Annotated in this window: 30 protein-coding genes; 12 read left to right on the forward strand and 18 right to left on the reverse strand. The window is 56.1% G+C overall.

The annotated features are described in order from the left end of the window. Positions 1 to 8: 8 nt before the first annotated feature. The 4 genes from fliI to fliF are packed head-to-tail and all read right to left on the reverse strand — an operon-like array spanning position 9 to position 4768. Positions 9 to 1364, reverse strand: coding sequence for a flagellar protein export ATPase FliI (fliI, locus tag C1Y42_RS08400; protein ID WP_021509867.1), 1356 nt, complete (start codon positions 1362 to 1364; stop codon positions 9 to 11). After that, on the reverse strand, positions 1364 to 2068 hold the full coding sequence (gene fliH / locus C1Y42_RS08405) for a flagellar assembly protein FliH (RefSeq protein ID WP_104093182.1): 705 nt from the start codon (positions 2066 to 2068) through the stop codon (positions 1364 to 1366). Before fliH ends, fliI begins: the two co-directional genes overlap by 1 nt. Beyond that, complete coding sequence (gene fliG / locus C1Y42_RS08410) at positions 2061 to 3053, reverse strand: flagellar motor switch protein FliG (protein WP_021509869.1); 993 nt, start codon at positions 3051 to 3053, stop codon at positions 2061 to 2063. The genes fliH and fliG overlap by 8 nt, the downstream gene beginning before the upstream one ends. Next, complete coding sequence (gene fliF, locus C1Y42_RS08415) at positions 3050 to 4768, reverse strand: flagellar basal-body MS-ring/collar protein FliF (protein WP_104093183.1); 1719 nt, start codon at positions 4766 to 4768, stop codon at positions 3050 to 3052. Before fliF ends, fliG begins: the two co-directional genes overlap by 4 nt. A gap of 277 nt (positions 4769 to 5045) precedes the next feature. Here fliF and fliE point away from each other — a divergent pair, with 277 nt between their 5' ends. Then, entirely contained in the window at positions 5046 to 5357 is a 312-nt protein-coding gene (fliE, locus tag C1Y42_RS08420; protein ID WP_021509871.1) for a flagellar hook-basal body complex protein FliE, read from the forward strand. 45 nt (positions 5358 to 5402) lie between these two features. Here fliE and C1Y42_RS23565 read toward each other — a convergent pair whose 3' ends face one another. From C1Y42_RS23565 to C1Y42_RS08425, 3 genes are all read right to left on the reverse strand, one after another. Continuing rightward, positions 5403 to 5576 (reverse strand): hypothetical protein, encoded by a 174-nt coding sequence (locus C1Y42_RS23565; protein WP_158251397.1) that lies wholly within the window; start codon positions 5574 to 5576, stop codon positions 5403 to 5405. A gap of 85 nt (positions 5577 to 5661) precedes the next feature. Beyond that, positions 5662 to 5847: a hypothetical protein gene (locus C1Y42_RS23405; protein WP_058785645.1), complete on the reverse strand. Its 186-nt coding sequence runs from the start codon at positions 5845 to 5847 to the stop codon at positions 5662 to 5664. Between the two features lie 169 nt (positions 5848 to 6016). Continuing rightward, positions 6017 to 6217 carry a hypothetical protein gene (locus C1Y42_RS08425; protein ID WP_058757398.1) on the reverse strand — a complete coding sequence of 67 codons (201 nt, stop codon included), beginning with the start codon at positions 6215 to 6217 and terminating at the stop codon, positions 6017 to 6019. A gap of 574 nt (positions 6218 to 6791) precedes the next feature. Between C1Y42_RS08425 and C1Y42_RS08430 the strand changes: the two genes are divergently transcribed. Both C1Y42_RS08430 and C1Y42_RS08435 read left to right on the forward strand, forming a co-directional pair. Next, a complete protein-coding gene (locus C1Y42_RS08430) occupies positions 6792 to 7019 on the forward strand; it encodes a biofilm/acid-resistance regulator YmgB/AriR (protein WP_010618634.1) in 228 nt (75 codons plus the stop codon). A gap of 241 nt (positions 7020 to 7260) precedes the next feature. After that, positions 7261 to 7482 (forward strand): hypothetical protein, encoded by a 222-nt coding sequence (locus tag C1Y42_RS08435; RefSeq protein ID WP_058771156.1) that lies wholly within the window; start codon positions 7261 to 7263, stop codon positions 7480 to 7482. Between the two features lie 36 nt (positions 7483 to 7518). Here the strand turns inward: C1Y42_RS08435 and C1Y42_RS08440 are convergent, their stop codons facing one another. Beyond that, positions 7519 to 8730 (reverse strand): diguanylate phosphodiesterase, encoded by a 1212-nt coding sequence (locus C1Y42_RS08440; protein WP_058776032.1) that lies wholly within the window; start codon positions 8728 to 8730, stop codon positions 7519 to 7521. 243 nt (positions 8731 to 8973) lie between these two features. Between C1Y42_RS08440 and C1Y42_RS08445 the strand changes: the two genes are divergently transcribed. Beyond that, positions 8974 to 9222 carry a hypothetical protein gene (locus C1Y42_RS08445; protein WP_021509875.1) on the forward strand — a complete coding sequence of 83 codons (249 nt, stop codon included), beginning with the start codon at positions 8974 to 8976 and terminating at the stop codon, positions 9220 to 9222. A gap of 57 nt (positions 9223 to 9279) precedes the next feature. Here the strand turns inward: C1Y42_RS08445 and C1Y42_RS08450 are convergent, their stop codons facing one another. Further along, positions 9280 to 9915, reverse strand: coding sequence for a S24 family peptidase (locus C1Y42_RS08450; protein WP_104093184.1), 636 nt, complete (start codon positions 9913 to 9915; stop codon positions 9280 to 9282). 141 nt (positions 9916 to 10056) lie between these two features. Between C1Y42_RS08450 and C1Y42_RS08455 the strand changes: the two genes are divergently transcribed. The 3 genes from C1Y42_RS08455 to C1Y42_RS08465 all read left to right on the forward strand — a co-directional run bounded on the left by C1Y42_RS08455 (position 10057) and on the right by C1Y42_RS08465 (position 11348). Continuing rightward, on the forward strand, positions 10057 to 10446 hold the full coding sequence (locus C1Y42_RS08455; protein ID WP_031280179.1) for a hypothetical protein: 390 nt from the start codon (positions 10057 to 10059) through the stop codon (positions 10444 to 10446). After that, on the forward strand, positions 10427 to 10756 hold the full coding sequence (locus C1Y42_RS08460) for a hypothetical protein (RefSeq protein ID WP_104093185.1): 330 nt from the start codon (positions 10427 to 10429) through the stop codon (positions 10754 to 10756). The genes C1Y42_RS08455 and C1Y42_RS08460 overlap by 20 nt, the downstream gene beginning before the upstream one ends. Positions 10757 to 10838: 82 nt before the next feature. Further along, entirely contained in the window at positions 10839 to 11348 is a 510-nt protein-coding gene (locus tag C1Y42_RS08465) for a hypothetical protein (protein ID WP_059009610.1), read from the forward strand. Positions 11349 to 11372: 24 nt separating this feature from the next. On the opposite strand, the gene C1Y42_RS08470 is transcribed toward C1Y42_RS08465, so the two are convergent. Beyond that, a complete protein-coding gene (locus C1Y42_RS08470; protein WP_233210692.1) occupies positions 11373 to 11963 on the reverse strand; it encodes an acyltransferase in 591 nt (196 codons plus the stop codon). A 219-nt stretch (positions 11964 to 12182) separates the two neighbouring features. Between C1Y42_RS08470 and C1Y42_RS08475 the strand changes: the two genes are divergently transcribed. Further along, entirely contained in the window at positions 12183 to 12449 is a 267-nt protein-coding gene (locus C1Y42_RS08475; RefSeq protein WP_021509881.1) for a hypothetical protein, read from the forward strand. 17 nt (positions 12450 to 12466) lie between these two features. Here C1Y42_RS08475 and C1Y42_RS08480 read toward each other — a convergent pair whose 3' ends face one another. The 4 genes from C1Y42_RS08480 to C1Y42_RS08495 all read right to left on the reverse strand — a co-directional run bounded on the left by C1Y42_RS08480 (position 12467) and on the right by C1Y42_RS08495 (position 16287). Further along, positions 12467 to 12706: a DinI-like family protein gene (locus C1Y42_RS08480; protein WP_021509882.1), complete on the reverse strand. Its 240-nt coding sequence runs from the start codon at positions 12704 to 12706 to the stop codon at positions 12467 to 12469. Between the two features lie 337 nt (positions 12707 to 13043). Next, on the reverse strand, positions 13044 to 13367 hold the full coding sequence (locus tag C1Y42_RS08485) for a DUF6388 family protein (protein WP_058776037.1): 324 nt from the start codon (positions 13365 to 13367) through the stop codon (positions 13044 to 13046). A gap of 73 nt (positions 13368 to 13440) precedes the next feature. Next, positions 13441 to 14733: a sugar ABC transporter substrate-binding protein gene (locus C1Y42_RS08490; protein WP_058780709.1), complete on the reverse strand. Its 1293-nt coding sequence runs from the start codon at positions 14731 to 14733 to the stop codon at positions 13441 to 13443. A gap of 9 nt (positions 14734 to 14742) precedes the next feature. Then, entirely contained in the window at positions 14743 to 16287 is a 1545-nt protein-coding gene (locus C1Y42_RS08495; protein ID WP_058771162.1) for a methyl-accepting chemotaxis protein, read from the reverse strand. 207 nt (positions 16288 to 16494) lie between these two features. On the opposite strand from C1Y42_RS08495, the gene yedD reads away from it, so the two are divergent. Next, positions 16495 to 16956: a lipoprotein YedD gene (gene yedD / locus C1Y42_RS08500; protein ID WP_104093186.1), complete on the forward strand. Its 462-nt coding sequence runs from the start codon at positions 16495 to 16497 to the stop codon at positions 16954 to 16956. 69 nt (positions 16957 to 17025) lie between these two features. Here yedD and C1Y42_RS08505 read toward each other — a convergent pair whose 3' ends face one another. The 4 genes from C1Y42_RS08505 to fliD form a co-directional block, all read right to left on the reverse strand. After that, positions 17026 to 17700: a class I SAM-dependent methyltransferase gene (locus C1Y42_RS08505; protein WP_058757411.1), complete on the reverse strand. Its 675-nt coding sequence runs from the start codon at positions 17698 to 17700 to the stop codon at positions 17026 to 17028. 178 nt (positions 17701 to 17878) lie between these two features. Further along, on the reverse strand, positions 17879 to 18238 hold the full coding sequence (gene fliT, locus C1Y42_RS08510; protein WP_104093187.1) for a flagella biosynthesis regulatory protein FliT: 360 nt from the start codon (positions 18236 to 18238) through the stop codon (positions 17879 to 17881). 2 nt (positions 18239 to 18240) lie between these two features. After that, entirely contained in the window at positions 18241 to 18642 is a 402-nt protein-coding gene (gene fliS, locus C1Y42_RS08515) for a flagellar export chaperone FliS (RefSeq protein WP_021509889.1), read from the reverse strand. Between the two features lie 12 nt (positions 18643 to 18654). Beyond that, a complete protein-coding gene (gene fliD / locus C1Y42_RS08520; protein WP_021509890.1) occupies positions 18655 to 20061 on the reverse strand; it encodes a flagellar filament capping protein FliD in 1407 nt (468 codons plus the stop codon). Between the two features lie 235 nt (positions 20062 to 20296). Between fliD and C1Y42_RS08525 the strand changes: the two genes are divergently transcribed. The 3 genes from C1Y42_RS08525 (at position 20297) to C1Y42_RS08535 (ending at position 23534) form a co-directional block, all read left to right on the forward strand. Next, positions 20297 to 21229, forward strand: a complete 933-nt coding sequence (locus tag C1Y42_RS08525) for a flagellin (protein ID WP_058757414.1) — start codon at positions 20297 to 20299, stop codon at positions 21227 to 21229. 199 nt (positions 21230 to 21428) lie between these two features. Beyond that, positions 21429 to 22361 carry a flagellin gene (locus C1Y42_RS08530; protein ID WP_058771165.1) on the forward strand — a complete coding sequence of 311 codons (933 nt, stop codon included), beginning with the start codon at positions 21429 to 21431 and terminating at the stop codon, positions 22359 to 22361. A gap of 240 nt (positions 22362 to 22601) precedes the next feature. Beyond that, positions 22602 to 23534 carry a flagellin gene (locus C1Y42_RS08535; protein WP_058757414.1) on the forward strand — a complete coding sequence of 311 codons (933 nt, stop codon included), beginning with the start codon at positions 22602 to 22604 and terminating at the stop codon, positions 23532 to 23534. Positions 23535 to 23592: the final 58 nt, after the last annotated feature.

Consider the following 23592-nt stretch of genomic DNA (forward strand, 5'->3'; position numbering starts at 1 on the left):
GGGCGGCGTTAGCCGAACATCGCCTGCAGGTGCAGACAGGCATCGTCATAATCGCTGCGTTCAAAAATGCCCTGCTGCAGGAAAGCTTCCATCTGCGGATAGAGCTTAATGGCCCGGTCCAGCATCGGATCGCTGCCTGCGGCATAAGCGCCGACGCTCACCAGATCGCGGTTACGCTGAAAGCTGGAGAGCAACTGCTTGAACTGGCGCACACGCGCATAGTGGGTTTCATCAATCAGCGAGGTCATGGCACGGCTGATCGACGCTTCAATATCAATGGCCGGATAGTGACCGGCCTCCGCCAGGCGACGCGACAGCACGATGTGGCCGTCGAGAATGGCGCGCGCCGAGTCGGCAATCGGGTCCTGCTGGTCGTCGCCTTCGGTCAGTACGGTATAGAACGCGGTGATTGAACCGCCGCCGTGAATGCCGTTGCCGGCGCGTTCTACCAGCGCCGGCAGCTTCGCGAACACCGAAGGCGGATAGCCTTTGGTGGCCGGCGGCTCGCCGATCGCCAGCGCGATCTCACGCTGCGCCATGGCGTAGCGGGTGAGGGAGTCCATAATCAGCAGCACGTGCTGACCGCGATCGCGAAAATCTTCGGCGATGCGCGTGGCATAAGCGGCTCCCTGCATACGCAACAGCGGCGAAACGTCGGCCGGCGCGGCGATCACCACCGAGCGCGCGCGCCCTTCGGCGCCAAGAATGTTTTCGATAAACTCTTTAACTTCGCGGCCACGTTCACCAATCAGGCCCACCACGATGACGTCGGCTTTGGTGTAACGCGCCATCATGCCGAGCAGCACCGATTTCCCCACGCCGGAGCCGGCAAACAGCCCCATACGCTGGCCGCGGCCCACGGTGAGCAGGGCGTTGATCGCCCGCACGCCGGTATCCAGCACATCGTGGATCGGCGTACGCTGCAGCGGGTTGAACGGCGCGGTGATCAGCGGCGCGCGGTAGCCGGTTTCCGGCGCGGGCAGGCCATCCAGCGGCTTGCCGCTGCCGTCCAGCACGCGGCCGAGTAGCTCCGGCCCCAGCAGCAGCTGTTTACCGCTGTGATCGCCGTGCACGCGGGCATACACGCGCGCGCCGGGCAGAATGCCATCGACCTCTTCCAGCGGCATCAGAAACAGTTTCTGGCCGTTGAAGCCGACCACTTCGCTTTCCACTTCGGTAATCGTGCCGTTGTCGTGGCGCTCAATAATGCAGGTGGCGCCCAGCGGCAGCTGCAGGCCGGTGGCTTCCAGCACCAGACCGGTGGCGCGCGTCAGGCGGCCATAGCGGCGCACCGTCTGCACCTGACTGATGCGGTCTTCAAAACTGTCGAGCGCGCCCAGCCAGCGCGAAAGGCGTGACGTCATCAGAATGCTCCCGGTGCCGCCAGACGGCACAGCTCCTGCCAGCGCGTGGCGACGCTGGCATCCAGATCGCCGTCTTCGGCGCTGAGTTTACAGCCGCCGGGATGCAGCGAACTGTCGGCCAGCAAACGCCAGCCGTGTAAATCGAGCGTTGGGCCCAGCGTCTGCTCAACGCGCTGCAGATCGTCCGGGTGCACGCGCAGCTGCGGTTTGCCGCTGAACATCGGCTCCTGCTGAATCAGCTGCTGGATCTGGCGCAGCAGGGCGCTGCCATCCACCTGCGTCGCCTGGCCAATCACCGTGCGCGCCGCTTCCAGCGCCAGCTGCATCAGGCGCGACGCAATCACGCTATCCAGCGCTTCCAGCGTATGATGGAACTCGGTGACCAGCTGCTGCATACGCGCCTGTAACGGAGCCTGCTGCTGCTGGGCATCGGCCAGCCCCTGCTGGAACCCGGCGTCATAGCCGTTTTGCTGCGCTTCGGCGAAGCCTTTCTGATAACCTTCGCTGTAGCCCTGCGTCTGCGCATCTTTACGCATCTGCTGCTGCAGCCGTTCCAGCTGCTGCTGCTGTTCATCTTCCTCGCTCAGCACGAGGTCGCTGTCCGGCTCCTCTGCCAGCAGCAGTTCAGGCTCGGGAGGCAGCGGCGCGCCTAAATCATCAGGCTGCCAGCGCTGCCATGCACGGGCGGAAAAGGCATCAGACATAGGTTTCCTCGCCACCACCAATTACCATCTCGCCTGCTTCCGCCAGACGGCGCACGATAAGCAGAATCGCTTTCTGTTCGTTCTCCACCGCGGACATACGCACCGGGCCACGGTTGGCGAGGTCGTCGCGCAGGATATCGGCGGCGCGCGCCGACATGTTTTTGAGGAATTTCTCGCGCAGCGGCTGTTCGGCGCCTTTCAGGGCAATCAGCAGCTGCTCGGACTCCACTTCCTGCAGCAGGCGCTGGATGCTGCGGTCGTCCACTTCCACCAGGTTTTCGAACAGGAACATCTCGTCGATGATCTTCTGTGCCAGCTCGCCATCGAAGTCGCGTACTGCTTCGATAACCGCTTCTTCCTGCTGGGTTTTCATCAGGTTGATGATTTCCGCTGCGGTTCTTACGCCGCCCATCTTCGCGCGCTTGAGGTTGGTGCCATCCAGCAGGCCGTTGAGCACTTCAGTCAGCTCCGCCAGCGCCGCCGGCTGTACGCCGCCGAAGGTGGCGATACGCAGCATCACATCGTGGCGCAGACGCTCGTCGAACAGCGCCAGAATATCCGCCGCCTGGCCGCGCTTCAGGTGCACCAGAATGGTGGCGATAATCTGCGGGTGCTCGTCGCGGATCAGATCCGCCGCCGCCTGCGGTTCCATAAAGTTGAGGGTTTCCATGCCGCTGGTGGTTTCGCGCGTTTCGAGGATGTCCTCCAGCAGGCTGGAGGCGCGCTCTTCGCCCAGCGCCTTGATCAACACCGAACGCAGGTAGTCGTTGGAGTTGAGGCTCAGCGCAGCAAACTGTTCGGCATCGGTTTCGAACTCGCGCAGCACTTCGGTCAGCTGCTTGTGCGAAATCTGTTTCATGCTGGCCATCGCGGCGCTGAGGTGCTGCACCTCACGCTGGTTGAGGTGTTTGAACACCTCCGCCGCACGCTCTTCGCCAATGGTCATCATCAGAATGGCGCTCTTTTCAGTACCGGTCAGACTCATAGTTCGTTACTCATCCATTCGCGGATAACCAGCGCCACAACGCGCGGATCGTTTTCAGACATATCGCGGATGCGCTGGCTCATCACCTCGGCGCTCATGCGGTTGTTAGATTTGCGCTCCTGGTCCAGCTCGTCTTTATTGATCTGGACGCTGTAAGCAGCTTCTTCCTCACGGGCGGCAGCACGGGCAGCGGCGGCTTCGGCGGCGGCTTTCTCGGCTTCACGTTTACGCAGCAGTTGCGGACGCACCATTTTGCGATAGAGGATGAAGGCAACCAGTGCCACCAGCAGCCAGCGACCGGCGGTCATCAGCTGATCAAAGAACGACTGCTGCTGCCAGAAGGGCAGGTCGCCGCCGGTTGGCTCGGTAGTGTTGAACTGCGAGTTCACCACGTTGACGCTGTCGCCACGCGTTTGCGAATAGCCCATCGCTTCGCGGGTCAGATCTTCAATCTGCTTGATCTGCTGATCGTTCAGCGCCACCGCTTTGCCTTTGCCGTCATCGCGGTAGTTGACCACCACGGCGACCGACAGGCGCTGCACGTCACCGACGTTGAGTTTGGTGTGACGAATGGTGCGATCCAGCTCGTAGTTCACCGTGTCGTTGCGGCTGGAGCTGCTCGGGCCGCTGCTCTGCGCGGTGCTGGTCGAGGTGCCGGCATTCTGCGCGTTGTTGTTCTGCTGGCCGTTAGCGTTGTTATTGTTCTGCTGCTGCGGGTTGGTGACCGGCGCGGTATTGGCCGGCGCAGGCTGATTCGACAGCGCACCCGGTACGCCGCCCGGATACGGGCTGCCGTTCTGATCGTTGGTGCTGGTCTGGCGTGAGCGAATCGCCGTGTTATTCGGGTTCGCGTTTGGCTGATACTTCTCGTCCGTCTGCTCGCTGCGGTCAAAGTTAATCTGCGCGGTCACCTGCGCATGCACATTACCCTGACCGAGAATCGGATTCAGAATGGCTTCAATGCGCTGCTGATAGCGTGCTTCCACTTCGGAGGCGTATTTCAGCTGGGCATCGTTCAGATCGCGGCCTTCGCTGTCAGAGCGCGTCAGCAGGCGACCCGCCTGATCGACCACGGTCACATTGCCTGGTGGCAGACCGGCAACGCTGCTGGAGACCATGTGCTGAATCGCCTGAATCTGGCCTTCATCCAGCGCACGGCCCGGTTGCAGGTTCAGCGTTACTGAGGCAGACGGGGATTTTTGCTCGCGCACGAACAGCGTCGGTTTTGGCATCGCCAGATGCACGCGCGCGCTCTTCACCGGTCCGAGCGTTTCGATGGTGCGCGCCAGCTCACCTTCCAGCGCACGCTGGTAGTTAATCTGCTCACTGAACTGGCTGATACCAAACTTCTCTTTATCCATCAGCTCAAAGCCTACTGAACCCCCTTTCGGCAGTCCCTGCTGGGCAAGGCGCAGACGCAGCTCATGCACTTTATCGGCGGGCACCATCAGGGCGCCGCCGTTTTCAGCGAACTGGTAAGGGATGTTCATCTGGGTGAGCTGGGTAACAATCGCGCCGCCATCCTCATCAGAGAGGTTGTTATAGAGAACGCGATAGTCGGGCGCTTTGGCCCACAGCACCAGCGCCAGAACCACGGCGATAGCGGCCGCGGCAGCAACGATTAATGGAATACGCGGATTTGCGCGCAGGCGGGCGAGAAGGTCATTAAAGCCTTTCTTTGCTGTATCCTGTGTGGCGGCTGCACTCGCATTCATGACCAATTCCTGCCTGACATAATTGACCGGGTGTATGTAGGTGACAAAACTGACTCCCTGATACGCATCCCCGCCCGTTGATGCCGTGTAGCTGGCCGACGGGGTAGGGGAAAAAATGAAATTCCAATCTAATGCCTGGCATTATTTGATGAATCGTGTCACTTCGATGGCTGGATAAGCCGGGTTTTTTGCAGTCATTTAGCGCCTTTGTCCTATTGACAGTGTGTTAACTTTTCCTCCGTGAAAAAAAGAACCCTTCATCTATGAGGTACAGGCAATGTCAATTCAGGCAATAGATGGCGTACTGCAGCAGCTGCAGCTGACGTCACTGCAGGCCAGTGGCAAACCGACCGAGTCCGCCAGTCAGCTCGATTTTGGTGCCACCATGAAAGCCGCGCTGGATAAAATCAGCGCCACCCAGACCGCTGCGCGCAGTCAGGCGCAGGATTTTGAGCTGGGTAAACCGGGCATCCAGTTGAATGATGTGATGGTCGATCTGCAGAAATCGTCGATTTCGATGCAGATGGGGATTCAGGTGCGTAACAAGCTGGTGAATGCCTACAGCGAGATCATGAGCATGCAGGTCTAGCGGCGCGCAATAAAAAACCGCCTGAGAGAGGCGGTTTCGTCAGGGTCAGGGCAGTGACAGTTTTTCGCTGATCGTCCTGTAGCCCTGTTCAGCGAAGCGTTGCTTGCTGATGGCATCGTTTTTGGTGGGTTCAAACCAGGCACCTTCTCCACTGGTTGAGAAAAACCAGACTTCTGGCTGTTCTGCGCCGCGCTGCACCCAATAAAATCCTTCCTGCATTATCATGTCCTCCTCACAGGAATATAGTTCAGCTACGCTGCGCTTAACAGCGTAACTGACAATATTCTCACCTGCAGACGAAAACCTAAGCAGATTGCACCTCTTCCGGTGGCATCAGTTTGCCACTGAGAAGTTTAAAACCGGCAGATTTAAAACGAGGCAGAGAAAGCGGTATCGGCTCCATCGGGCGATAAAAACCGCGTCCAGCATCCCAGTACCATACCTCAGGCTCAGTTGTGCTGCTGCCTACCCAGTAAAAACCCGTATCCATCAGTGCTCTCCAGAAATGAATGAAGGCACGCCTTCTCTAATTTCCGCAAAATAATGTCTTAATTAAACTCAATGATCAATCTCGGTTGCCGCTTCGCTTATTAACGCCAGCAGTCAGCGGCCACGAAAATAACATCCGGTGGGTCGGTCCAGATATCATCGAAGGTATTTTACTGATCCTGATAAGGATCTTTTTTGTCATCCTGACTGTCATCGCGTGTACGCGGGATTTCGCCGTGCTCACGAGCATCATCATGGGCTGGATGATCATCTTCCTCATAAGCATTACCTGCATGCGGCGCGGCTTCCGGTAAACCCTTGTGTACCTCGCCCTCGTTTTTACGCTCCTTGTTGGTCTCGTGTTGTTTCATCTTTCTCTCCAGCAGGGGTTTTGTTGTGATGAATTTTAGCTGATCGCTGGCCGTTTCTGGCGGCCGTAATCGTTTTCACACTCTACACGCAGAACGGCTAAATTGTACAGTTTTGCAAAGTTGTACAAGTTTATGGGGGCTGTATAGAAGTGCACACGTCAGCAAGGAGTAAAAATAATTTTGTTGAGCAGAAAGAGAGGCTTAGCACAGCGCCTGATATTTTATTCAGGTTAACTGCATGATTTTTCCTGCGAAAATGGTGATTTATTGTTGAAGAGAATGGCGAAATTATTGTGCAAATCTCCTCTGACCACACGAAATGCTAACTAAATTGTTGTACAAGTTTTCCGTCTTTGTATAACTTCTTGCTTGTGGCAGTCAGTCACACGTAACGAATGATGCTTTGCATCGCCTCTGAAGGTGTTGTGGATTTCCACTTTCAGAGGCTGCTTTTTTACCTGTGCTGATTCAAAAATTTAACCTGAGTAACCGATTAATCACTGCAGTTTGCACTGCAGCTCACCCGATGAGGCTTGTTATGGAACAGAATGCATTGGCGTCAACAGAGTCTCAATTGTCAGAATATTTTCAGCACGCCGGCTCAGAATATGCCAGTGAAAAAGAGATCATCGCGCTGATTTACAAACAGCTGGCGGCGGTGAAACTGCGCGTGAGCAATAAAGATATTATTCTGGCGCTGCTGGAGCGATTAGAGTCTGAACATGACGTGGTTCAGCTGGATATTTATCGCCAGGCACTGGAACTTATTGTTCAGCGCACGCCTGACGATATCGCTTCCTGAAACCTGTGTCTGTCGTACTCCACTCCATTGCCGAAACACGGACGTTTAGTTGCCTGTTTGTTTCGCCCCTTAGCTTAGGGGCATTTATTCTCTTCGCGTCTCGTTTCCTGCCTGAATAAGCCCAGCGTGAAATGCACAATTGCCTCTATTCTCTGCTACAGTATTTAGCTGGAGTAAGCTTTCATGCAAGCAGGGTTACTCATTACGCCAGAGGGCGTATCACTTTATCGGGCACGCATGAATGTCTGATTCGCGGCGCAGGCCGCTGGGCAAACCTATGAATGATGGTTATTACTGGATTAAAGATGGCGAGCGTCATCCGGAAGTGTGGCTGTACCAGAAGCAGTTTGGCTGGTTTCGCCCGTGCAGCGCGGTGCCAATGACGCAGCGTACCTTTGAGATGATGAAGTACGTAGTGCTCAGTGAACGGCTGGAAGAACCGGCGCGTGAGACTGAGTGTTAAGCCTGTGACCGCCGTTACGGCGGTCAGCTTTGCCGGTTACTTAATCTCCGGCCAGGCTACTGCCGGGAAACCATTAAACTGTGGGCGGGCAAACAGATAGCCCTGGAATTGACTGACACCGACCGCTTCCAGCCACATCCACTCCTCGGCTTTCTCCACGCCTTCAGCAATCACCGCGATCTCCAGCGAAGCGCAGCACTTAATAATGGCATGTACAATCGCCTGTTTTGGGCCGCTTTTGTGCACGTCACTGATGATTTCCCGATCGATTTTGATCTTATCCGGCTGGAATTTAGACAGCAGCGACAACCCCGCAAACCCGGCACCAAAGTCATCCAGCGCCAGGCTGATACCGGCCGCCTTAAGTTTTCTTACTTCTGCCGTAAATTCTTCAGCACGCGAGATGATTTCATTCTCCGTCACTTCCACCACGATCTGCTCCGGTACCAGACCGTTGGCCGCGATTTCCTGCAGCAGGAAATCCACCGCATTCGGGACGGTGACCAGCGACATCGGCAGCAGATTGATGGTCAGCGTCTGCTCGCCGAGGCCGAGATTTTTCGCCAGGTTGAAGGCCAGACTTTTGGACTGAATATCAGCATGGTAAATCGCATCACCGCCAAACGCAGAGAAGTACTCCTGCGGTGAACCGCCGTCCGGTGTGCGAATCAGTGCTTCATAGGCCGTAATACGCCGTGAGAAGGGATCAACAATCGGCTGAAACGCAAACCGGCAATCCTGCACATAATGGTGCAGACTCTCCAGCTGACGCTGGCTTTCCGCATCAGTGATAAATTCCCAGGTATTCGCCGGCGGGATCTCGAAATAGTTCTCTTTTTCCCGCGCCTCAACGAAGGTACGCAGGAACTGCAGTGCACGGTCGTCATAGGTGAGCTGGTAACGCGAAGTGCCTTTATCCAGTACCGCCTGTAGCACGCTGGATTTGTCATGCTCGCGCAGGTCAAACAGCTCCATACCGACGTTACCAAAGCGCCGGGCTGGCGCGAAGTCATGCATCAGTTCCACCAGATTGTGATGGCGGGCGTCGCGGCAGATACGGTCGTAAATGCCCTGAACGGCCTGATCGGGTCCTTCAAGCAGCTGGAAGAAATGTCGCCCATCAAACAACAGAATGCCGGTGACATCTGAAACTTCGTTTTTCTTATTGGCTTTGCCAACCATATCCTCCAGCGTTTTGATGGGAACGTGATCATAGAGGTGGCTGCGGTAAAGGATGGTAGTCAGCATGAGATTGTCCGGCGCTATCGTTATTTTGCCTTACATTAACAGCCAGACGGCAGGATCTGTCCAGCGCTGAGACGCGTAATCGTTAACTATTTTATTAAATTCCACTTAACCGAAGCGGCTGGCAGGGCACTTCAGGTGGAATTTTTACTCAACCGCTGTTCAGCGAGGTTAACGATAAATAAATTCGATTGAAAGGATAAATGAAAAGCGTATCGTTAGCCGGGTTAACCGGAGGTGATAAAGATGTTGCGTGATTATTTGAAGATTGATGAAAGCGATCGTTTAGTTGAGCAGAGCTTGTTACGCCTGCATAACCGTGGACAGGAAGATGTCACCGAATGGCACATTGTCGGTGCCAACGGTGAGCAAAAGGGCAGCGTGGCGCTGTTCGATAAACTGAGTAACCGTCGCTCTTATCGCGTTAGTTACCGTATAACGCAAACCGATCCCGAGGGAAGGGTGATCGTCGATCATCTCACCGACACGTTGTGATTTTTGCCGTAGTCTTTTGTTGGATTTGACCCGCCGCGTGGCGGGTTTTTTGCTGCTTCAGCGGCTGCCGCGCCGCCGCATTTCCACCAGCGTGCCAATCAGTTCCAGCGAACTTTTCTGACTCTGCTGCACGGGAAAATCTTCGTTCAGCGGCCGTAACGAGAAAATTTGCTCGTCGTGCATCCGAATAAGTCGCACCATCGCGACGTCGTCAACCCGCGCCAGCACCACATCGCCCGGCTGGGGCACGCGTTGCGGATCAAAAATCAACCGGTCGCCGGCGCGATACGCCGGGTTCATGGCGTCATCTTCCAGCGTAACCGCCAGCGCACTGTCGCTCAGCGCTTCGTCACTGTAAAGAAAGCGGACAGCCTCCTGCTGCCACTGCAGTCGCTGCTCATTCAGCCAGTCCGCGGCCTGCACCAGCGTGACCAGCGGCACGGCAGTGAGAGCGGGGGAAGCGTGCGTATTGGCAAACGGCTGGCCGTCGCCATCAATAATCCACGCCGCGCTACACTGCAACAACTCCGCCAGCCGCAGCAGATGCTCACCGCGCGGCACCGTCTCTTCTTTCTCCCACTGCGAAACCGCAACGTGCGACACGCCAATGCCATTGGCCAGCGCCTGCTGCGTTAATTTCAGTGCCTTACGGCGCTGGCGAATGCGCTCACCACCAGATTCTTTTTTCATCATCTTGACAACTCCTCCAGGCTTGTCTTAAGTATACTTAAAATCATTATTTAAAGTAAACTTAAATATGCCGCTGGCCGTGATACTGGCGAGGGAGGTCAGCGGGGTGTCCGGCTAACCCTCGCCAGGTGAGAGAGGTAGGGCATGGAGAGTAGTTTGGTCACCAGCGTAGGCGCACTGCTGCTTGGCGGTGGCGCGGCAGCGGTGTTCTGGAAACCCCTGATGGCGGGGATCGCGTCAATCGTTACCAGCAATCGCGCGGGCGGCGAGATCATCACCAGCTACAAAGAGCAGGTGCTGCTTCTCAAGGAGAGCCATGCGCTGATGCGCCAGGAAAACGATGAACTGCGTATCCGTCACGACAAAAACCTGCGGCGTATCTCATCGCTGGAGACCGATCTGCGTTTGATTAAGAACGCACTCGGTATCCTGCTGGCGACCACCGAAGCCGAGCACAGCGATAAGTTTCGCAGCCAGATTAATCAATTGATCACCACTCTGGAGGAGAACCGCGATGGTGCAGATAAACAGTGAACTGCTGGTGCGAAGCCACCGCCGTCATCTGATGCTGGGTGGCCTGCTGATGCTGTTATCGCTGCTGTGTGTGGCGATGACCATTCTGTTTCTTTACGTCAATAACGACGCCAACCGGCGCGTGGAGGAGATTCGCCAGCAGTACCGGGCGATCTCCGATCGACGCGAAGCAAAGGTCGCCGAACTGACCAGCCAGCTGGTTGAGCTGCAGAAAAAGCTGGATGCTCAGCCGCCGCGCAGCGCCAGCCACACCACAACGCCCTCCACGCCGCCGGCCGGGCAGCAAACCGCGCCACAGCAGCGGCGCTAAGGAGGACCTGATGCGTATTACCGAGCGGATCGCAGTCCGTTTGCATCAACTGCGGTCTTTATTTAGCAATAAGGAGAAAATTATGAGCGATCAAACTGTCATCAACCCAACCAGCGCTGCGGCGCAACAGGAATTGTCACCGCTGGAGAGTTTTGCCAACGAAACGGCCAGCGCGCCAGCTGCCGCTGACAGCGCAGCTGACAGCGTTGCCCAGCCAGCAACGCCGCCGGCAGCCGCAACGCCAGCCGCGCAACCGGCAGCGCCAGCCAGCGCTGAGCAACCGTTTCATGCGGATGCTCCGGTCGATCTCGATCAGCAGCTGGCAACGCAGGATACGCTGGCGAACGGCTCGGCCAGCGCAGGCGCCTCAGCGGCCGCCACGCCTGGCGTGCGCAACGCGCAGGCCGCCGCACCGGTTGCTGTCCCCGACGCGCCAGTTACTGCTACTGCCGCCAGTGATGCGGTGGCGCAGGATATCAGCGCCGGGGTGAAGGACTTTGTCCAGGCTTTCAGCTTTGTTGAACAGGGCGTGCTGAAGCTGGGCAGCGCCGCAAAGGATGAACTGATTGCGCTGGCGAAGAAGTATCTGTAATTCAGACGGGCAGGGATGCCCTGATCACCCGTTCGGTCGCGTGATCTGCCTTTCCAGTTCCAGCGGATTTCGCTGCCGGCTATTAATCTTTTTAGCGGGCGAGCCGAAGTAGATCGACCACGCTTCGGTATCGCGCGTTATCAGTGAATTGGCGCCTACCGCCGTTCCCTCTGCCAGCCTAAGGCCTGGCATAATAATGGATTGCGAACCGACGATAACATGTCGGCCCAGCACCACTTTCCCCGAGGTGACGCCGGTCAGGTGGGCAGGCACGGTGGGATTGGTCATGAATTCCCCACTGTAGTCATCACTTTTCGAGTAGATTTTTACGCCCTGCGAAAGCCCCGAGAAATCCGCCATTTCCACACCGGCACCCGCCAGTACGGCGCAGTAACCGCCAATATGAATGTAGGAGCCAAGCGTCAGATACCCGTCGCCGGCAGCCACGAGGGTCGAGAATCCGTCGATGCGCACGTGATCGCCAAGGGTGATATTGTGCAGGCCAATAATGGTGCAGTTTTTTGCCACCATGACCTGCCTGCCGACGTGTTTAAAGCCGAAACTGTTCAGCTCATGTTCGGTGTAATAACCAGGATTGAAAGGTTCAGTCGACACAGTGCATTCTCCGGATGATCGGGGCTGGGGTGCCATTATAGGTGCGAAGGCAACAGTCTGTAGCGAAAGAAAAGCGCTAAATCTGACGTCAATTCATCGCAATCAGCCACGAATGGAGACTAAGTTAAGATAATTCTGCAGGCGGCTTCGCTATTATCTGCTAACTTTAATTGCTCAGGCGTTATTTTAACTGGCTTTATCAGCAAAAAGGAAAATAGCATGAGTGATACAGAGGCAATCAAAACCAAAACTGACTACCTGCGTGATGTCACCTCACAGCTAAAAGAGATGCGTCACTATGCGCAGACCAACACTGAGACGCTTTCCAGCCACTGGCTGGCCTTTGATGCCGGGGAGTATAAGGATAAAGAGTACGCCACGCGTTTCGATGCGCTGATCAACAAGCAGGGACAGCTGCTGGATGATATCGATCAGGCGATTCAGGATCTGGAAATCGCCATCAATCACAGCGAGCAGGAAAGCTAAACGCGGCAGCTGGTGGCCTAATCGGCCACCAGCCACATCTCGGCTTCATCGAACATCTCTTCAACAATACGCGCAATCGTCGCCTTGTCGTTTTTACTCATATCGGTTTCGATGGCATTACGCTCCATCGGCTTAACCCGCACCTCCAGATCCGGAAAGACGCGCTGCACGCGTTTCTCCAGCTCCTGCAAAATCATTTCGCGCGCGCCCGGTAAACCGGCTACGTTGCGCTTGTCGTAAATCAGCTCCACAAACATCAGGGCATTCCAGTAATCAAAGTGGGAGCGTCATATTACTGTAAATAAAACCAGTGACAAGCGGCATGGCGGCAATTATTTTCATACGGGTGAAACAGCGCGGCGTAAAGATGCAACGACAGGGGAACAAAGCGGGCAAAAGCAGAGGGCCTACGCAAAAAATCGAACCTCTGGAGGTGGAAATCCAGCAACACCTCCAGAGGCGGTGCAATAGCACCTTTCGTTCAAGGACAATCGACGACAGTCGTCGTGAGTATTAAGTTATACAACTTTTCCCATCTTGTACAACTTTTTCCCCGGAAATTTCTCTCCGATCGCCTTTTTATCAGTGCATCGCTTATAACTCGTTCTTAATACAGAACTCTTCCCACGTCATACCTAACGCTTCCGCGTGAGATTTCAGATAGGTTTCAATCGCTTGTGCAGCAACTGCTTTATCCGGTTCCGCCAGCTGGATGGAGAACAGAATGCCGTCGAGCTTCTTCTGACGCAGAAACGCGGCATAGATGCGCTCGGCGTGCCACGCGCGCAGTTCACGCAGGGACATATTGGCGGCGCGCGCATCACTCTCACTCAGTTCATCCAGCGCGGACTGAAAATCAGGGTGGGCGGTGAAAAACAGGCTGCGGGCCAGGGCGTAATACTCTTCAGGGGTTTTCATTCGGGGGTTCCTGCCGGTCAAATTGCGCGTTAGTGTAACCCGCACACGGCGACTTGTCAGGAACCCCGAATGTTTACTGCTGTGCGGCTTGCAGGCGCGTCACGTCCTGCTGATTTTTTTCCAGCGTTTGGTCCACCGTCAGCTTGCCCTGCAGCAGCGCCGCCAGATTCTGCCCGACGGCGTTACCCATCTGATCAAAGCCAGCAATACTGACGTACTGCACACCGGTGTAAGGTACGGTGTTCAATGTCGGTTGATCGACGGTGGCGGATTCAATCGCGCTGCGCACCTGAGCGGCGTAAGGCGCCAGGCGCTGGTAGTTTGGCTGCTGGTAGGTGGAGTTGCGGCTGCCGGGTGGCACCGCTCCCCAGCCGACGGTATCCGCAACCTGCTGAATATACTGCCGCGAGGTCGCCCAGCTGATGAAGTCCACGGCGGCAGCGCGCTGCGGTGAGTTAGCCGGTACCGCAAGCGCCCACGACCACAGCCAGTGCGAGCCGTTGCGCGTAATGCCGCCCGGCGCCGGCGCAAACGCCAGCTTGTCCGCTACCAGCGAAATCTGCGGGTTAATCAGCAGCCCGGCGGCGACGGTACTGTCGATCCACATCGCGCATTTTCCCTGTGCGGTAAGACGCAGGATCTGGCCAAAGCTATTGCTGGCCGTATCCGGCGGACCGTCCTGTTTCACCATCGCCAGATAATCGGTCAATACCTCGCGCCACTCTGGCGAATTCAGCGTCGGCTGCCAGCGATCGTCAAACCACTGCGCACCATAGGCGTTGGCCATGGTGGTGAGCAGGGCCACGTTATCGCCCCAGCCGGGCTGGCCGCGCAGGCACAGGCCATAGATACCGTGCTGAGGATCGGTGAGTTTCGCCGCGAAATTTTTGATGTCGGTCCAGTCGGGATCGTCCGGCATGGTCAGCCCTTTCGCCGCAAACAGATCTTTGCGGTAATAGGTCATGCTGCTTTCCCCGTAAAACGGTAGCGCGTACAGCGTTTGCTGCCAGGACAGTGCTTTGCGCACCGGCGTCAGCAGATCGTCGCTGTCATACTCTGGCGGCAGGTTATTAAGCGGCGCCAGCCAGCCTTTTTTACCCCACAGCGGCGCTTCATAGGTACCCACGGTAATCACATCAAATTTTGCGTCACCGCTGTTCATGGCTGCCAGCACCGCCTGGCGCAGGGCGCCATCATCCATCACGTGCCACTGCAGTTTCACGTCCGGATGCTGCTGTTCGTAACGGCTCGACAGCTGCTGCATGATAGTCATGTCACCATTGGCAATGGTGGCGATATTGAGCGTGGTGGCGGCCTGGCTGAGCAGCGGCAGCGCGGCCAGCAGCGCAATTATGGTACGCTTCATGGCGGCTCCTTATGGCTGCTGCAGGCGGAAGAACGCCATTTTTTCCACCAGCAAACCGGCATGCTGGCTCACCGTCTGGCTGGCCGCGCTGGCCTGCTGCACCAGCGATGCATTCTGCTGGGTGGCACCGTCCATCTGGATTACTGCGGTGTTCACCTGCTCAATGCCGCTGGATTGCTGGCGGCTGGCCACAGCGATCTCACCAACGATATCCACCATGCGCGCCACGCCGTGGTTGATGTCGTTGAGCATCTCGCCAGAGCGCTGCACCAGCGCGCTGCCGGCTTCGACTTTACCCACGCTGGCATCGATCAGCGCCTTGATCTCCTGTGCGGCACCGGCCGAACGCTGCGCCAGCTGTCGCACCTCTGACGCCACTACCGCGAAGCCGCGTCCCTGTTCCCCGGCGCGCGCCGCTTCTACCGCCGCATTCAGTGCCAGCAGGTTGGTCTGGAAGGCGATTTCATCAATCACGCGGTTGATATCCGCGATGCGCTTGCTGGAGGATTCAATCTCCTCCATCGCACTCACCGCGTCGCGCAGTACACCGCTGCCGCGCTCGGCCTGATGGCGCACATCGCTTGCCAGCTCATTGGCCTGCGCGGCGTTGTCCGCGTTGTGTTTCACCGTGGCGGTCATCTGCTCCATACTGGCCGCAGTCTGCTCCAGCGAACTGGCCTGCGCGTGGGTGCGCTCCGACAGGTCGTCGTTGCCATCCGCCATCTGGCGTGCCGCATCGCTCAGTGCATGGGCACTTTCGCCCACCTCGCGCACGATCTCCGCCAGCCGCACATCCATGCGCAGCAGCGCCTGCATCAGTTCACCCATCTCATCGCGCGTTACCGTACCGATACGGTGATTGAGCTCGCCGCCGGCAATGGCATCCGCCAGTTCGCGCGCCTGGGCGATGGAACGGTTAATCGAGCGGATCAGCAGCCAGCCGGAGACCAGCGCCAGACTCAGACCCAACAGCAGGATGGCGATCAGGCTATTGCGTGCCAGCAGGTAGTCGCGGTTGCCCTGCTGCCAGGCCGTCTGCGCATGCTGCCGCATCAGCGCATCCAGCTGGTCAATGTCCTGCTGCAGCAACTGGCTGCCGCTGCGCAGGCGGGTTTCGATGACCACCAGTGCGGCGGACGGGTTACCGCCTTTCAGCAGCTCACCGGCTTCATGCAGCGCACCCTGCCAGCCGTCGAGATGGGTCAGGAAGCGCTGGCTCAGCGGTTTGGTCTGCGCATCAAACGCCAGCTGCTGCCAGGTATGGCGATCGGCGTTGATTTGCTGACCGTACTGCGCAATGCGCGCCAGGCGTTTTTCCACTTCACTGCTGTCGGTCCAGTAGCGCAGCGCATCGAACAGGGTAGCGGATTGCTCCTGCACCATGCGGTACAGGCGTGAGGAGTATTGCAGCGGAAGCAGCTCGTTCTGATAGGCATTTTGCGCGCGCTGATCGGCAGCGCGCAGGCCGATAATTCCCCAGACGGCAGCAATAATCAGTAACAGGCACAGCAGGCTGACAATCGCAGCCAGACGTGCGCGAAGGGTCAATCGCATAACAGCGTTCTCCGAAACCAGGGTGAGTAAGTCGTCAATATTGTTATGGGTGCAGGTGCTTTAGACTTCACATCAGGTTATCGGCGAAGAGTTGAACAGCTTGAGGGCGCCGGAGAAAGAGAAGGGGGATTCCACCGCAGATACCTTGCGTCACGCCGGGAAAACATTATAACGTAGCCGCCATTGATGCGAGTGTAGGGACCGAAGATGAAAAAGTGGATGGTACTGGCCGCGCTGGCGCTGAGCGGCTGTGCGCAAATCAACAGTTATGACGAAGCGGTAAAAACCCCGGCACCGCTGGAACTGCAGGGTAACTGGCAGACGATGGGGCCGCAGAGCAAGCTGATCAGCAGCGAGGCTATGGCCAGCCTGATCGTCAGCGCTGATGGCACTACCCTTGACTGCCGCCAGTGGCAGCGGGTGATTGCCAAACCAGGCAAGCTGACGCGCCTGGATGATGACTGGGTTAACGTTAACCGTCAGGCGCGCGTGATGCCGCTCACGCTGGAAAACGGTGAGCTGCACTACGATGGCCTGACGCTGCGTAAAGTGGAACGCCCAACCGTCGAGTGCCAGCAGGCGCTGGACGAAGTGGCAAAGCGCCCTGGCGATGCGGTGATTCAGGATATTGAGCCGCAGATTCTCAGGCCGGTCTCGGCAGAGAAATAAGGGACAGAGCTGAAATGCTTTTCTTCCTCTCCCGACTGCGGGAGAGGACATTTCATCAGGCTGGAACGGTTATCGCTTCTGCAATAAATAGCTGTTTTCAAAGCCGGGCAAACTGCCAATCACATCGAACCCATTAAAATAGCCACCCGCCCGTAATAAATCCACAGCAGGACCGACCTGCGGTGAATACTGGTGATCGCGATAATCGTCAAAGACGATAAAGCCGCCTTGCACCAGGGTGGGCGAATATAACAGGAAATCGAGCAATACATGGCGGCCTTCGTGTCCGCCGTCAATATGCAGTAATACGGTACGCGGATTAAGGGCCTGCACCCGCTCAATACTTAATTCAGAGTAGCCACGGATGAGATTAACCTGGGGAAACAGCTTTTCGTGATAAAAGCGCAGCTCACTTTCCTGATTTGCCAGCTCCATGGGATCGATGCTGATAATGCGACGTTTATGCTGGCAAATCTCATTCATGAAAGCCGTCGATTTCCCTTTCCACACGCCGATTTCAATGATGTCACCCGCTACATTATTATGCTCGAGTAACCAGCAAAGATAACCCAGGCATTTTACATGGCTATGGAAAGAGAGCTCACGGCGCGCCATGGCCAGTTCTGCCGGTAATTCTGCCTGCGCCTGTGCCAGAGCATCACCGACCTTATCCCAGGTGTCATCGATGAGCTGCTGTATTTCAGGCTCCTGAAAAAAAACTTTTAAATCCGCGATATCGAGCATGTCGTTGCCTTATAAAGAGAGAATACAGCCGGCAAGGCTGAAAAGGTCTGCGTTAAATGTGCCACAGTTGCCATCATTCAAGGCGGTAATAAGGCTCAGTTTAAGGGGGTAATTAAACGCTTAGCATGGCGGGGGCGGTAAGAATCCAGGGAGAACAGCGTCTCCCTGACAGATAGGATTATAAATCGCTGGGATAAAGCACCTGACTGGAAAAACGACCATAAGCGTTGGTGACTTTCTGTTGCTGCGTGGTTTGCTGGACCAGCGAACGCAGCTCTTCCATGCGGGTCGCCATCAACTGCTTAATCTCAAGCTCATTGTCCATCACCTGCTTCAGCATGGGCCGTAACTGGACACGCAGCGCAGCAGGCAGGGCGGAGGTATCACGGTCGCGCGCTACGTGCGTAACGCTGCTCACGTAAGCTGCCTCACTGGCCACTAAATCATCCCAGTGCCCCTGGCGCGCCTGTTTCAACATCTGATTACTCAGGCTGAGCAAACGCTGATACCCCTGCAGCAGGTCGCTATCTGAAGTCATGGTTACGCTTCCTGAACGGCGTGTGGACCAATTTGTTTCCACGCGTCGGCAATGTTGCTCAGCAAGCGCTCGACTTCCGCAATCGCTGCCGGATCGTTGTGCAGGTTGGCTTCCAGCAGACGGCGGGTCATGTACTCGTAAAGATTATCCAGATTGGCAGAAATCTCTCCACCGGCTTCATGATTCAGCCCGGCGCGTAAGCCATTAGTAATGATATTAATGGCTTTCGACAGCGCCTGGCCTTTACCGGGAATGTCGCCCTGATCCATCAGAATGGTGGCTTTCTTCATGGCGCTGAGTGCGCCATCAAACAGTAAAACCACCAGCTGATGTGGGCTGGCGCTTAACACGGCACTTTCCAGACCGACCTGTGCGTAGGCCTGCGTTCCCGATTTAGCGTACATATTTAACTCCTGTTAACTGCTCATGTTCGCGAACTGCTGCGTCAGATAGTTCTGGGTCTGGGTCATGGATGAGACCAGCGTATTCAGGTTCGTGAACTGGGTCTTGTAGCGCGCCATAGTGGCGGTAATCTGTGCGTTTACCCGATCGTAATCGTCAGACAGTTTCTTCAGCGTTTTATTGATGCCGTCAGTGGCGTTCTGTACAGAGCCATTGCTGCCTAAAATCTGATCCAGATAGTTACTGGTTTGCGTCGCAAAGCCGGTGGTTTTGCCGTCACCGGACAGGAAACTGACCACATCCGCCGATTTTTCATCCAGCGCTTTGTTAAGTTTGGTGCTGTCGACGGTCAGCTTGCCATTCACATCCTGGGTAATGCCGATCTGTGACAGCAGGGAAATACTGCCGCCGCTTTGGGCACTGGTGGACAGCTTGGAGCGCAGGCTGGTCTGAATGTTACGCAGCGTGCCATCACCTAACAGATCGCCATTGCTGGAGTCCTGCGAGGTACTGCCCTGATCCACGGCGGTGTATTTGGTCTGGTTACTGATGGTGGTCTGCAGCGAGTTGTACGCGTCAACGTAAGCCTGCACCGCGGCGATCATCGGCGCATTATCCTTGGTGACGGATAAGGTTTCCGGGCTGCCAGTGTTGGTTTTAGTCAGGTTCAGCGTGACGCCTTCCGGCGCATCAGTAATGGTGTTGCTGCTGCGGGTGATGGCGACGCCATTGATGCTCAGTTTGGCATCGGCTGCTTCCACCTGCTCCGTCATACCATTGCTGCTGCCACCTTTGGTAAAACCAATGTACTGCGCCAGGGCGCTGTCATCGGTAGAAACCGTCATCTCGTTGGTGGTGCCGGTATCACGCGAGGTCAGGGCCAGATAATAGGTATTGTCATCGGACTTGATAATACTGGCGGTAACGCTGCCCTGCTGTTTGTTAATCGCATCTTTAATGTCCGTCAGGCTGGTTTGATCTTTGCTCAGCGTGATGGTCATTGGGTCTTTCTGACCCGGTTGCGTAATGGTGATGGTGCGCGAGGCGAGGCTGGAATCGCCTAAATCGCCATCTTTACTGGTCGCGCTTTTCGACAGCAGCGACTGCGCTTTAGCCAGTTGGGTGACTTCTACCGAAAAGTTACCGGCCGCCGCATCATTGGCCAGCGTGGCGGTGAACGCGGTGTTGGTGCTGCTGACTTTTGTTGAGGCAATTGCAGATGTGTCTTTGAGCGCTGCGGCAGCTGTCTGGACTTTCGCCAGTGCCGTTTGCACGACGCCCCATGCTGTCAGCTTGGCTTTATAAGAGGTTTGCTGATTTGTAATTGGCGTCAGGTTGGCTTTTTCTGCCGTTTCAAGCTGGTCATACAGATCGCTCAAACCCAGGCTATTACCAGCATTGAGGTTACTTACACTTGCCATGTTGTAATCCTTTATAGGTGGATAATCACTGAGGAGGGTATCGGCAGTGAGCGGAAAAATATTAGACAAAATATAAAAAAACAATGAGGCAAATAAAGAAGGGATAGGGGCCTGTTTTCGGGGTTTAAAAAAATAGCTAAGGTTTTCTCAGGCACCGACGATAACCAAAGCAAGCTGAATGGCCCCGGGCCAAAAGCCCGATAGAATCTCAACTCATTGACTCAAGGAATTTATCATGGCCGTTATCAATACCAACACATTGTCGCTGACCACGCAAAACAACCTGTCCAAGTCACAGGCTTCTCTGGGTACCGCTATTGAGCGTCTCTCTTCTGGTCTGCGTATTAACAGCGCCAAAGATGATGCTGCAGGTCAGGCGATTGCTAACCGCTTTACCTCCAACATCAACGGCCTGACCGTTGCTGCCCGTAACGCCAACGACGGTATCTCTCTGGCACAGACCGCTGAAGGCGCGCTGTCCGAGATCAACAACAACCTGCAGCGTGTGCGTGACCTGACCGTGCAGGCGCAGAACAGCTCCAACTCGGCTTCAGACATCGACTCCATCCAGGCTGAAGTTAACCAGCGTATGGAAGAGATCAACCGCGTAACGTCGCAGACCGACTTCAACGGCATCAAAGTGCTGAACACCGGTTCCGGCTCTACCGACTACAGCTTCCAGGTGGGTTCAAAAGATGGCGAAACCATCGCCATCACCATCAGCTCCAGCGATGGTTATAACCTGGCGAAAGCCGGCACCAGCGGCACCGCGCTGAACACCCGAGCGATGACCTCAGGCGATACCGTTAACGGTACCGCGCGCTCTACTGAAGCCGTTGGTTTTGACGTGCTGAAAGGCGCAGTCACCGGCGGCGCGTCTGGCGCAGCGTCCGGCACCACGCCACTGGCAGACATCGATGCGGCCATCAAATCTGTTGACTCACAGCGCAGCCTGCTGGGTGCCTCACAGAACCGCTTTGAGTCAACCATCACCAACCTGAACAACACCGTGAACAACCTGTCAGCTGCGCGCAGCCGTATTCAGGATTCTGACTACGCGACAGAAGTGTCGAACATGTCGCGCGCGCAGATCCTGCAGCAGGCAGGTTCTTCGGTGCTGGCACAGGCCAACCAGGTGCCACAGACCATGCTGTCTCTGCTGCGTTAATTCTCTCGCGCACAGACCGGGCCCCGCATGGGGCCCTTTTTTATTTCTGCTGCTGAGATTTTCTTCGATCGTTACTTACCGCTTAATTTTAATGAAATCATCATTAAAGCTTACGCAGCGGCTGCCGATAAATTTTGGCGACGGCGAGAACGCCACGGGTTTTCGACCTGAATTCATCATCAGTTAAGGAATAAACATCATGGCAGTCATTAACACTAACACCTTGTCGCTGACCACGCAGAACAACCTGTCCAAGTCACAGGCTTCTCTGGGTACCGCTATTGAGCGTCTCTCTTCTGGTCTGCGTATTAACAGCGCCAAAGATGATGCTGCAGGTCAGGCGATTGCTAACCGCTTCACCTCCAACATCAACGGCCTGACCGTTGCTGCCCGTAACGCCAACGACGGTATCTCACTGGCTCAGACCGCTGAAGGCGCGCTGTCCGAGATCAACAACAACCTGCAGCGTGTACGTGACCTGACCGTACAGGCGCAGAACAGCTCCAACTCGGCTTCAGACATCGACTCCATCCAGGCTGAAGTTAACCAGCGTATGGAAGAGATCAACCGCGTAACGTCGCAGACCGACTTCAACGGCATCAAAGTGCTGAACACCGGTTCCGGCTCTACCGACTACAGCTTCCAGATCGGTGCGAAAGATGGCGAAACCATCGCCATCACCCTGAGCTCAAGCGACAAATTCAACCTGGCGAAAGCGGGCACCAGCGGTACCGATCTGAACACCCGTGCGATGACCTCAGGCGATACCGTTAACGGTACCGCGCGCTCTACTGAAGCCGTTGGTTTTGACGTGCTGAAAGGCGCAGTCACCGGCGGCGCGTCTGGTGCAGCTACCGGTAGTACGCCTCTGGCAGACATCGACTCCGCTATCAAAGCCGTCGATTCACAGCGCAGCCTGCTGGGTGCGTCTCAGAACCGCTTTGAGTCCACCATCACCAACCTGAACAACACCGTTAACAACCTGTCATCGGCGCGCAGCCGTATTCAGGACTCTGACTACGCGACAGAAGTATCGAACATGTCGCGCGCGCAGATCCTGCAGCAGGCAGGTTCTTCTGTGCTGGCGCAGGCCAACCAGGTGCCACAGACCATGCTGTCTCTGCTGCGTTAATCGCAAACGCGCAGACTTCAACGGAGCCAGCTGGCTCCGTTTTTTTTTATTTCCGGAAGAGGGTAGCCACAGCCGCGTTGCTAATTTTCTGATTATTAACATCTATTTTTTGTCTGCAAAGACGACAAAATCACTATTAAAAAGAGTGAAGTTTTTGCGCAGCCTGTCGATAACTTTAATACGGTGTTGAACCGCAGGCCTGAAGGGCTGAATTATCTCTCTTAATAAAGGAAACTTGCTATGGCAGTGATTAATACCAACACATTGTCGCTGACGACTCAGAACAACCTGTCAAAATCTCAGGCTTCTCTGGGTACCGCTATTGAGCGTCTCTCTTCTGGTCTGCGTATTAACAGCGCAAAAGATGACGCTGCAGGTCAGGCGATTGCTAACCGCTTCACCTCTAACATCAACGGCCTGACCGTTGCTGCCCGTAACGCCAACGACGGTATCTCACTGGCTCAGACCGCTGAAGGCGCGCTGTCCGAGATCAACAACAACCTGCAGCGTGTGCGTGACCTGACCGTGCAGGCGCAGAACAGCTCCAACTCGGCTTCAGACATCGACTCCATCCAGGCTGAAGTTAACCAGCGTATGGAAGAGATCAACCGCGTAACGTCGCAGACCGACTTCAACGGCATCAAAGTGCTGAACACCGGTTCCGGCTCTACCGACTACAGCTTCCAGGTGGGTTCAAAAGATGGCGAAACCATCGCCATCACCATCAGCTCCAGCGATGGTTATAACCTGGCGAAAGCCGGCACCAGCGGCACCGCGCTGAACACCCGAGCGATGACCTCAGGCGATACCGTTAACGGTACCGCGCGCTCTACTGAAGCCGTTGGTTTTGACGTGCTGAAAGGCGCAGTCACCGGCGGCGCGTCTGGCGCAGCGTCCGGCACCACGCCACTGGCAGACATCGATGCGGCCATCAAATCTGTTGACTCACAGCGCAGCCTGCTGGGTGCCTCACAGAACCGCTTTGAGTCAACCATCACCAACCTGAACAACACCGTGAACAACCTGTCAGCTGCGCGCAGCCGTATTCAGGATTCTGACTACGCGACAGAAGTGTCGAACATGTCGCGCGCGCAGATCCTGCAGCAGGCAGGTTCTTCGGTGCTGGCGCAGGCCAACCAGGTGCCACAGACCATGCTGTCTCTGCTGCGTTAATTCTTTCTTACGCAGATCAGGCCCCCAACTGGGGGCCTTTTTTATGGGCGGGATTAAC

The organism is Pantoea sp. ICBG 985, assembly GCF_002928365.1.
Classification (GTDB): domain Bacteria; phylum Pseudomonadota; class Gammaproteobacteria; order Enterobacterales; family Enterobacteriaceae; genus Pantoea; species Pantoea dispersa.

Excerpts from the sequence above, each read along its gene's own strand:
- fliI (WP_021509867.1), bottom strand. The coding sequence starts at position 1,364 with ATGACGTCACGCCTTTCGCGCTGGCTGGGCGCGCTCGACAGTTTTGAA.
- fliH (WP_104093182.1), bottom strand. The coding sequence starts at position 2,068 with ATGTCTGATGCCTTTTCCGCCCGTGCATGGCAGCGCTGGCAGCCTGAT.
- fliG (WP_021509869.1), bottom strand. The coding sequence starts at position 3,053 with ATGAGTCTGACCGGTACTGAAAAGAGCGCCATTCTGATGATGACCATT.
- fliF (WP_104093183.1), bottom strand. The coding sequence starts at position 4,768 with ATGAATGCGAGTGCAGCCGCCACACAGGATACAGCAAAGAAAGGCTTT.
- fliE (WP_021509871.1), top strand. The coding sequence starts at position 5,046 with ATGTCAATTCAGGCAATAGATGGCGTACTGCAGCAGCTGCAGCTGACG.
- C1Y42_RS23565 (WP_158251397.1), bottom strand. The coding sequence starts at position 5,576 with ATGCAGGAAGGATTTTATTGGGTGCAGCGCGGCGCAGAACAGCCAGAA.
- C1Y42_RS23405 (WP_058785645.1), bottom strand. The coding sequence starts at position 5,847 with ATGGATACGGGTTTTTACTGGGTAGGCAGCAGCACAACTGAGCCTGAG.
- C1Y42_RS08425 (WP_058757398.1), bottom strand. The coding sequence starts at position 6,217 with ATGAAACAACACGAGACCAACAAGGAGCGTAAAAACGAGGGCGAGGTA.
- C1Y42_RS08435 (WP_058771156.1), top strand. The coding sequence starts at position 7,261 with ATGTCTGATTCGCGGCGCAGGCCGCTGGGCAAACCTATGAATGATGGT.
- C1Y42_RS08440 (WP_058776032.1), bottom strand. The coding sequence starts at position 8,730 with ATGCTGACTACCATCCTTTACCGCAGCCACCTCTATGATCACGTTCCC.
- C1Y42_RS08445 (WP_021509875.1), top strand. The coding sequence starts at position 8,974 with ATGTTGCGTGATTATTTGAAGATTGATGAAAGCGATCGTTTAGTTGAG.
- C1Y42_RS08450 (WP_104093184.1), bottom strand. The coding sequence starts at position 9,915 with ATGATGAAAAAAGAATCTGGTGGTGAGCGCATTCGCCAGCGCCGTAAG.
- C1Y42_RS08455 (WP_031280179.1), top strand. The coding sequence starts at position 10,057 with ATGGAGAGTAGTTTGGTCACCAGCGTAGGCGCACTGCTGCTTGGCGGT.
- C1Y42_RS08460 (WP_104093185.1), top strand. The coding sequence starts at position 10,427 with ATGGTGCAGATAAACAGTGAACTGCTGGTGCGAAGCCACCGCCGTCAT.
- C1Y42_RS08465 (WP_059009610.1), top strand. The coding sequence starts at position 10,839 with ATGAGCGATCAAACTGTCATCAACCCAACCAGCGCTGCGGCGCAACAG.
- C1Y42_RS08475 (WP_021509881.1), top strand. The coding sequence starts at position 12,183 with ATGAGTGATACAGAGGCAATCAAAACCAAAACTGACTACCTGCGTGAT.
- C1Y42_RS08480 (WP_021509882.1), bottom strand. The coding sequence starts at position 12,706 with ATGTTTGTGGAGCTGATTTACGACAAGCGCAACGTAGCCGGTTTACCG.
- C1Y42_RS08485 (WP_058776037.1), bottom strand. The coding sequence starts at position 13,367 with ATGAAAACCCCTGAAGAGTATTACGCCCTGGCCCGCAGCCTGTTTTTC.
- C1Y42_RS08490 (WP_058780709.1), bottom strand. The coding sequence starts at position 14,733 with ATGAAGCGTACCATAATTGCGCTGCTGGCCGCGCTGCCGCTGCTCAGC.
- C1Y42_RS08495 (WP_058771162.1), bottom strand. The coding sequence starts at position 16,287 with ATGCGATTGACCCTTCGCGCACGTCTGGCTGCGATTGTCAGCCTGCTG.
- yedD (WP_104093186.1), top strand. The coding sequence starts at position 16,495 with ATGAAAAAGTGGATGGTACTGGCCGCGCTGGCGCTGAGCGGCTGTGCG.
- C1Y42_RS08505 (WP_058757411.1), bottom strand. The coding sequence starts at position 17,700 with ATGCTCGATATCGCGGATTTAAAAGTTTTTTTTCAGGAGCCTGAAATA.
- fliT (WP_104093187.1), bottom strand. The coding sequence starts at position 18,238 with ATGACTTCAGATAGCGACCTGCTGCAGGGGTATCAGCGTTTGCTCAGC.
- fliS (WP_021509889.1), bottom strand. The coding sequence starts at position 18,642 with ATGTACGCTAAATCGGGAACGCAGGCCTACGCACAGGTCGGTCTGGAA.
- fliD (WP_021509890.1), bottom strand. The coding sequence starts at position 20,061 with ATGGCAAGTGTAAGTAACCTCAATGCTGGTAATAGCCTGGGTTTGAGC.
- C1Y42_RS08525 (WP_058757414.1), top strand. The coding sequence starts at position 20,297 with ATGGCCGTTATCAATACCAACACATTGTCGCTGACCACGCAAAACAAC.
- C1Y42_RS08530 (WP_058771165.1), top strand. The coding sequence starts at position 21,429 with ATGGCAGTCATTAACACTAACACCTTGTCGCTGACCACGCAGAACAAC.
- C1Y42_RS08535 (WP_058757414.1), top strand. The coding sequence starts at position 22,602 with ATGGCAGTGATTAATACCAACACATTGTCGCTGACGACTCAGAACAAC.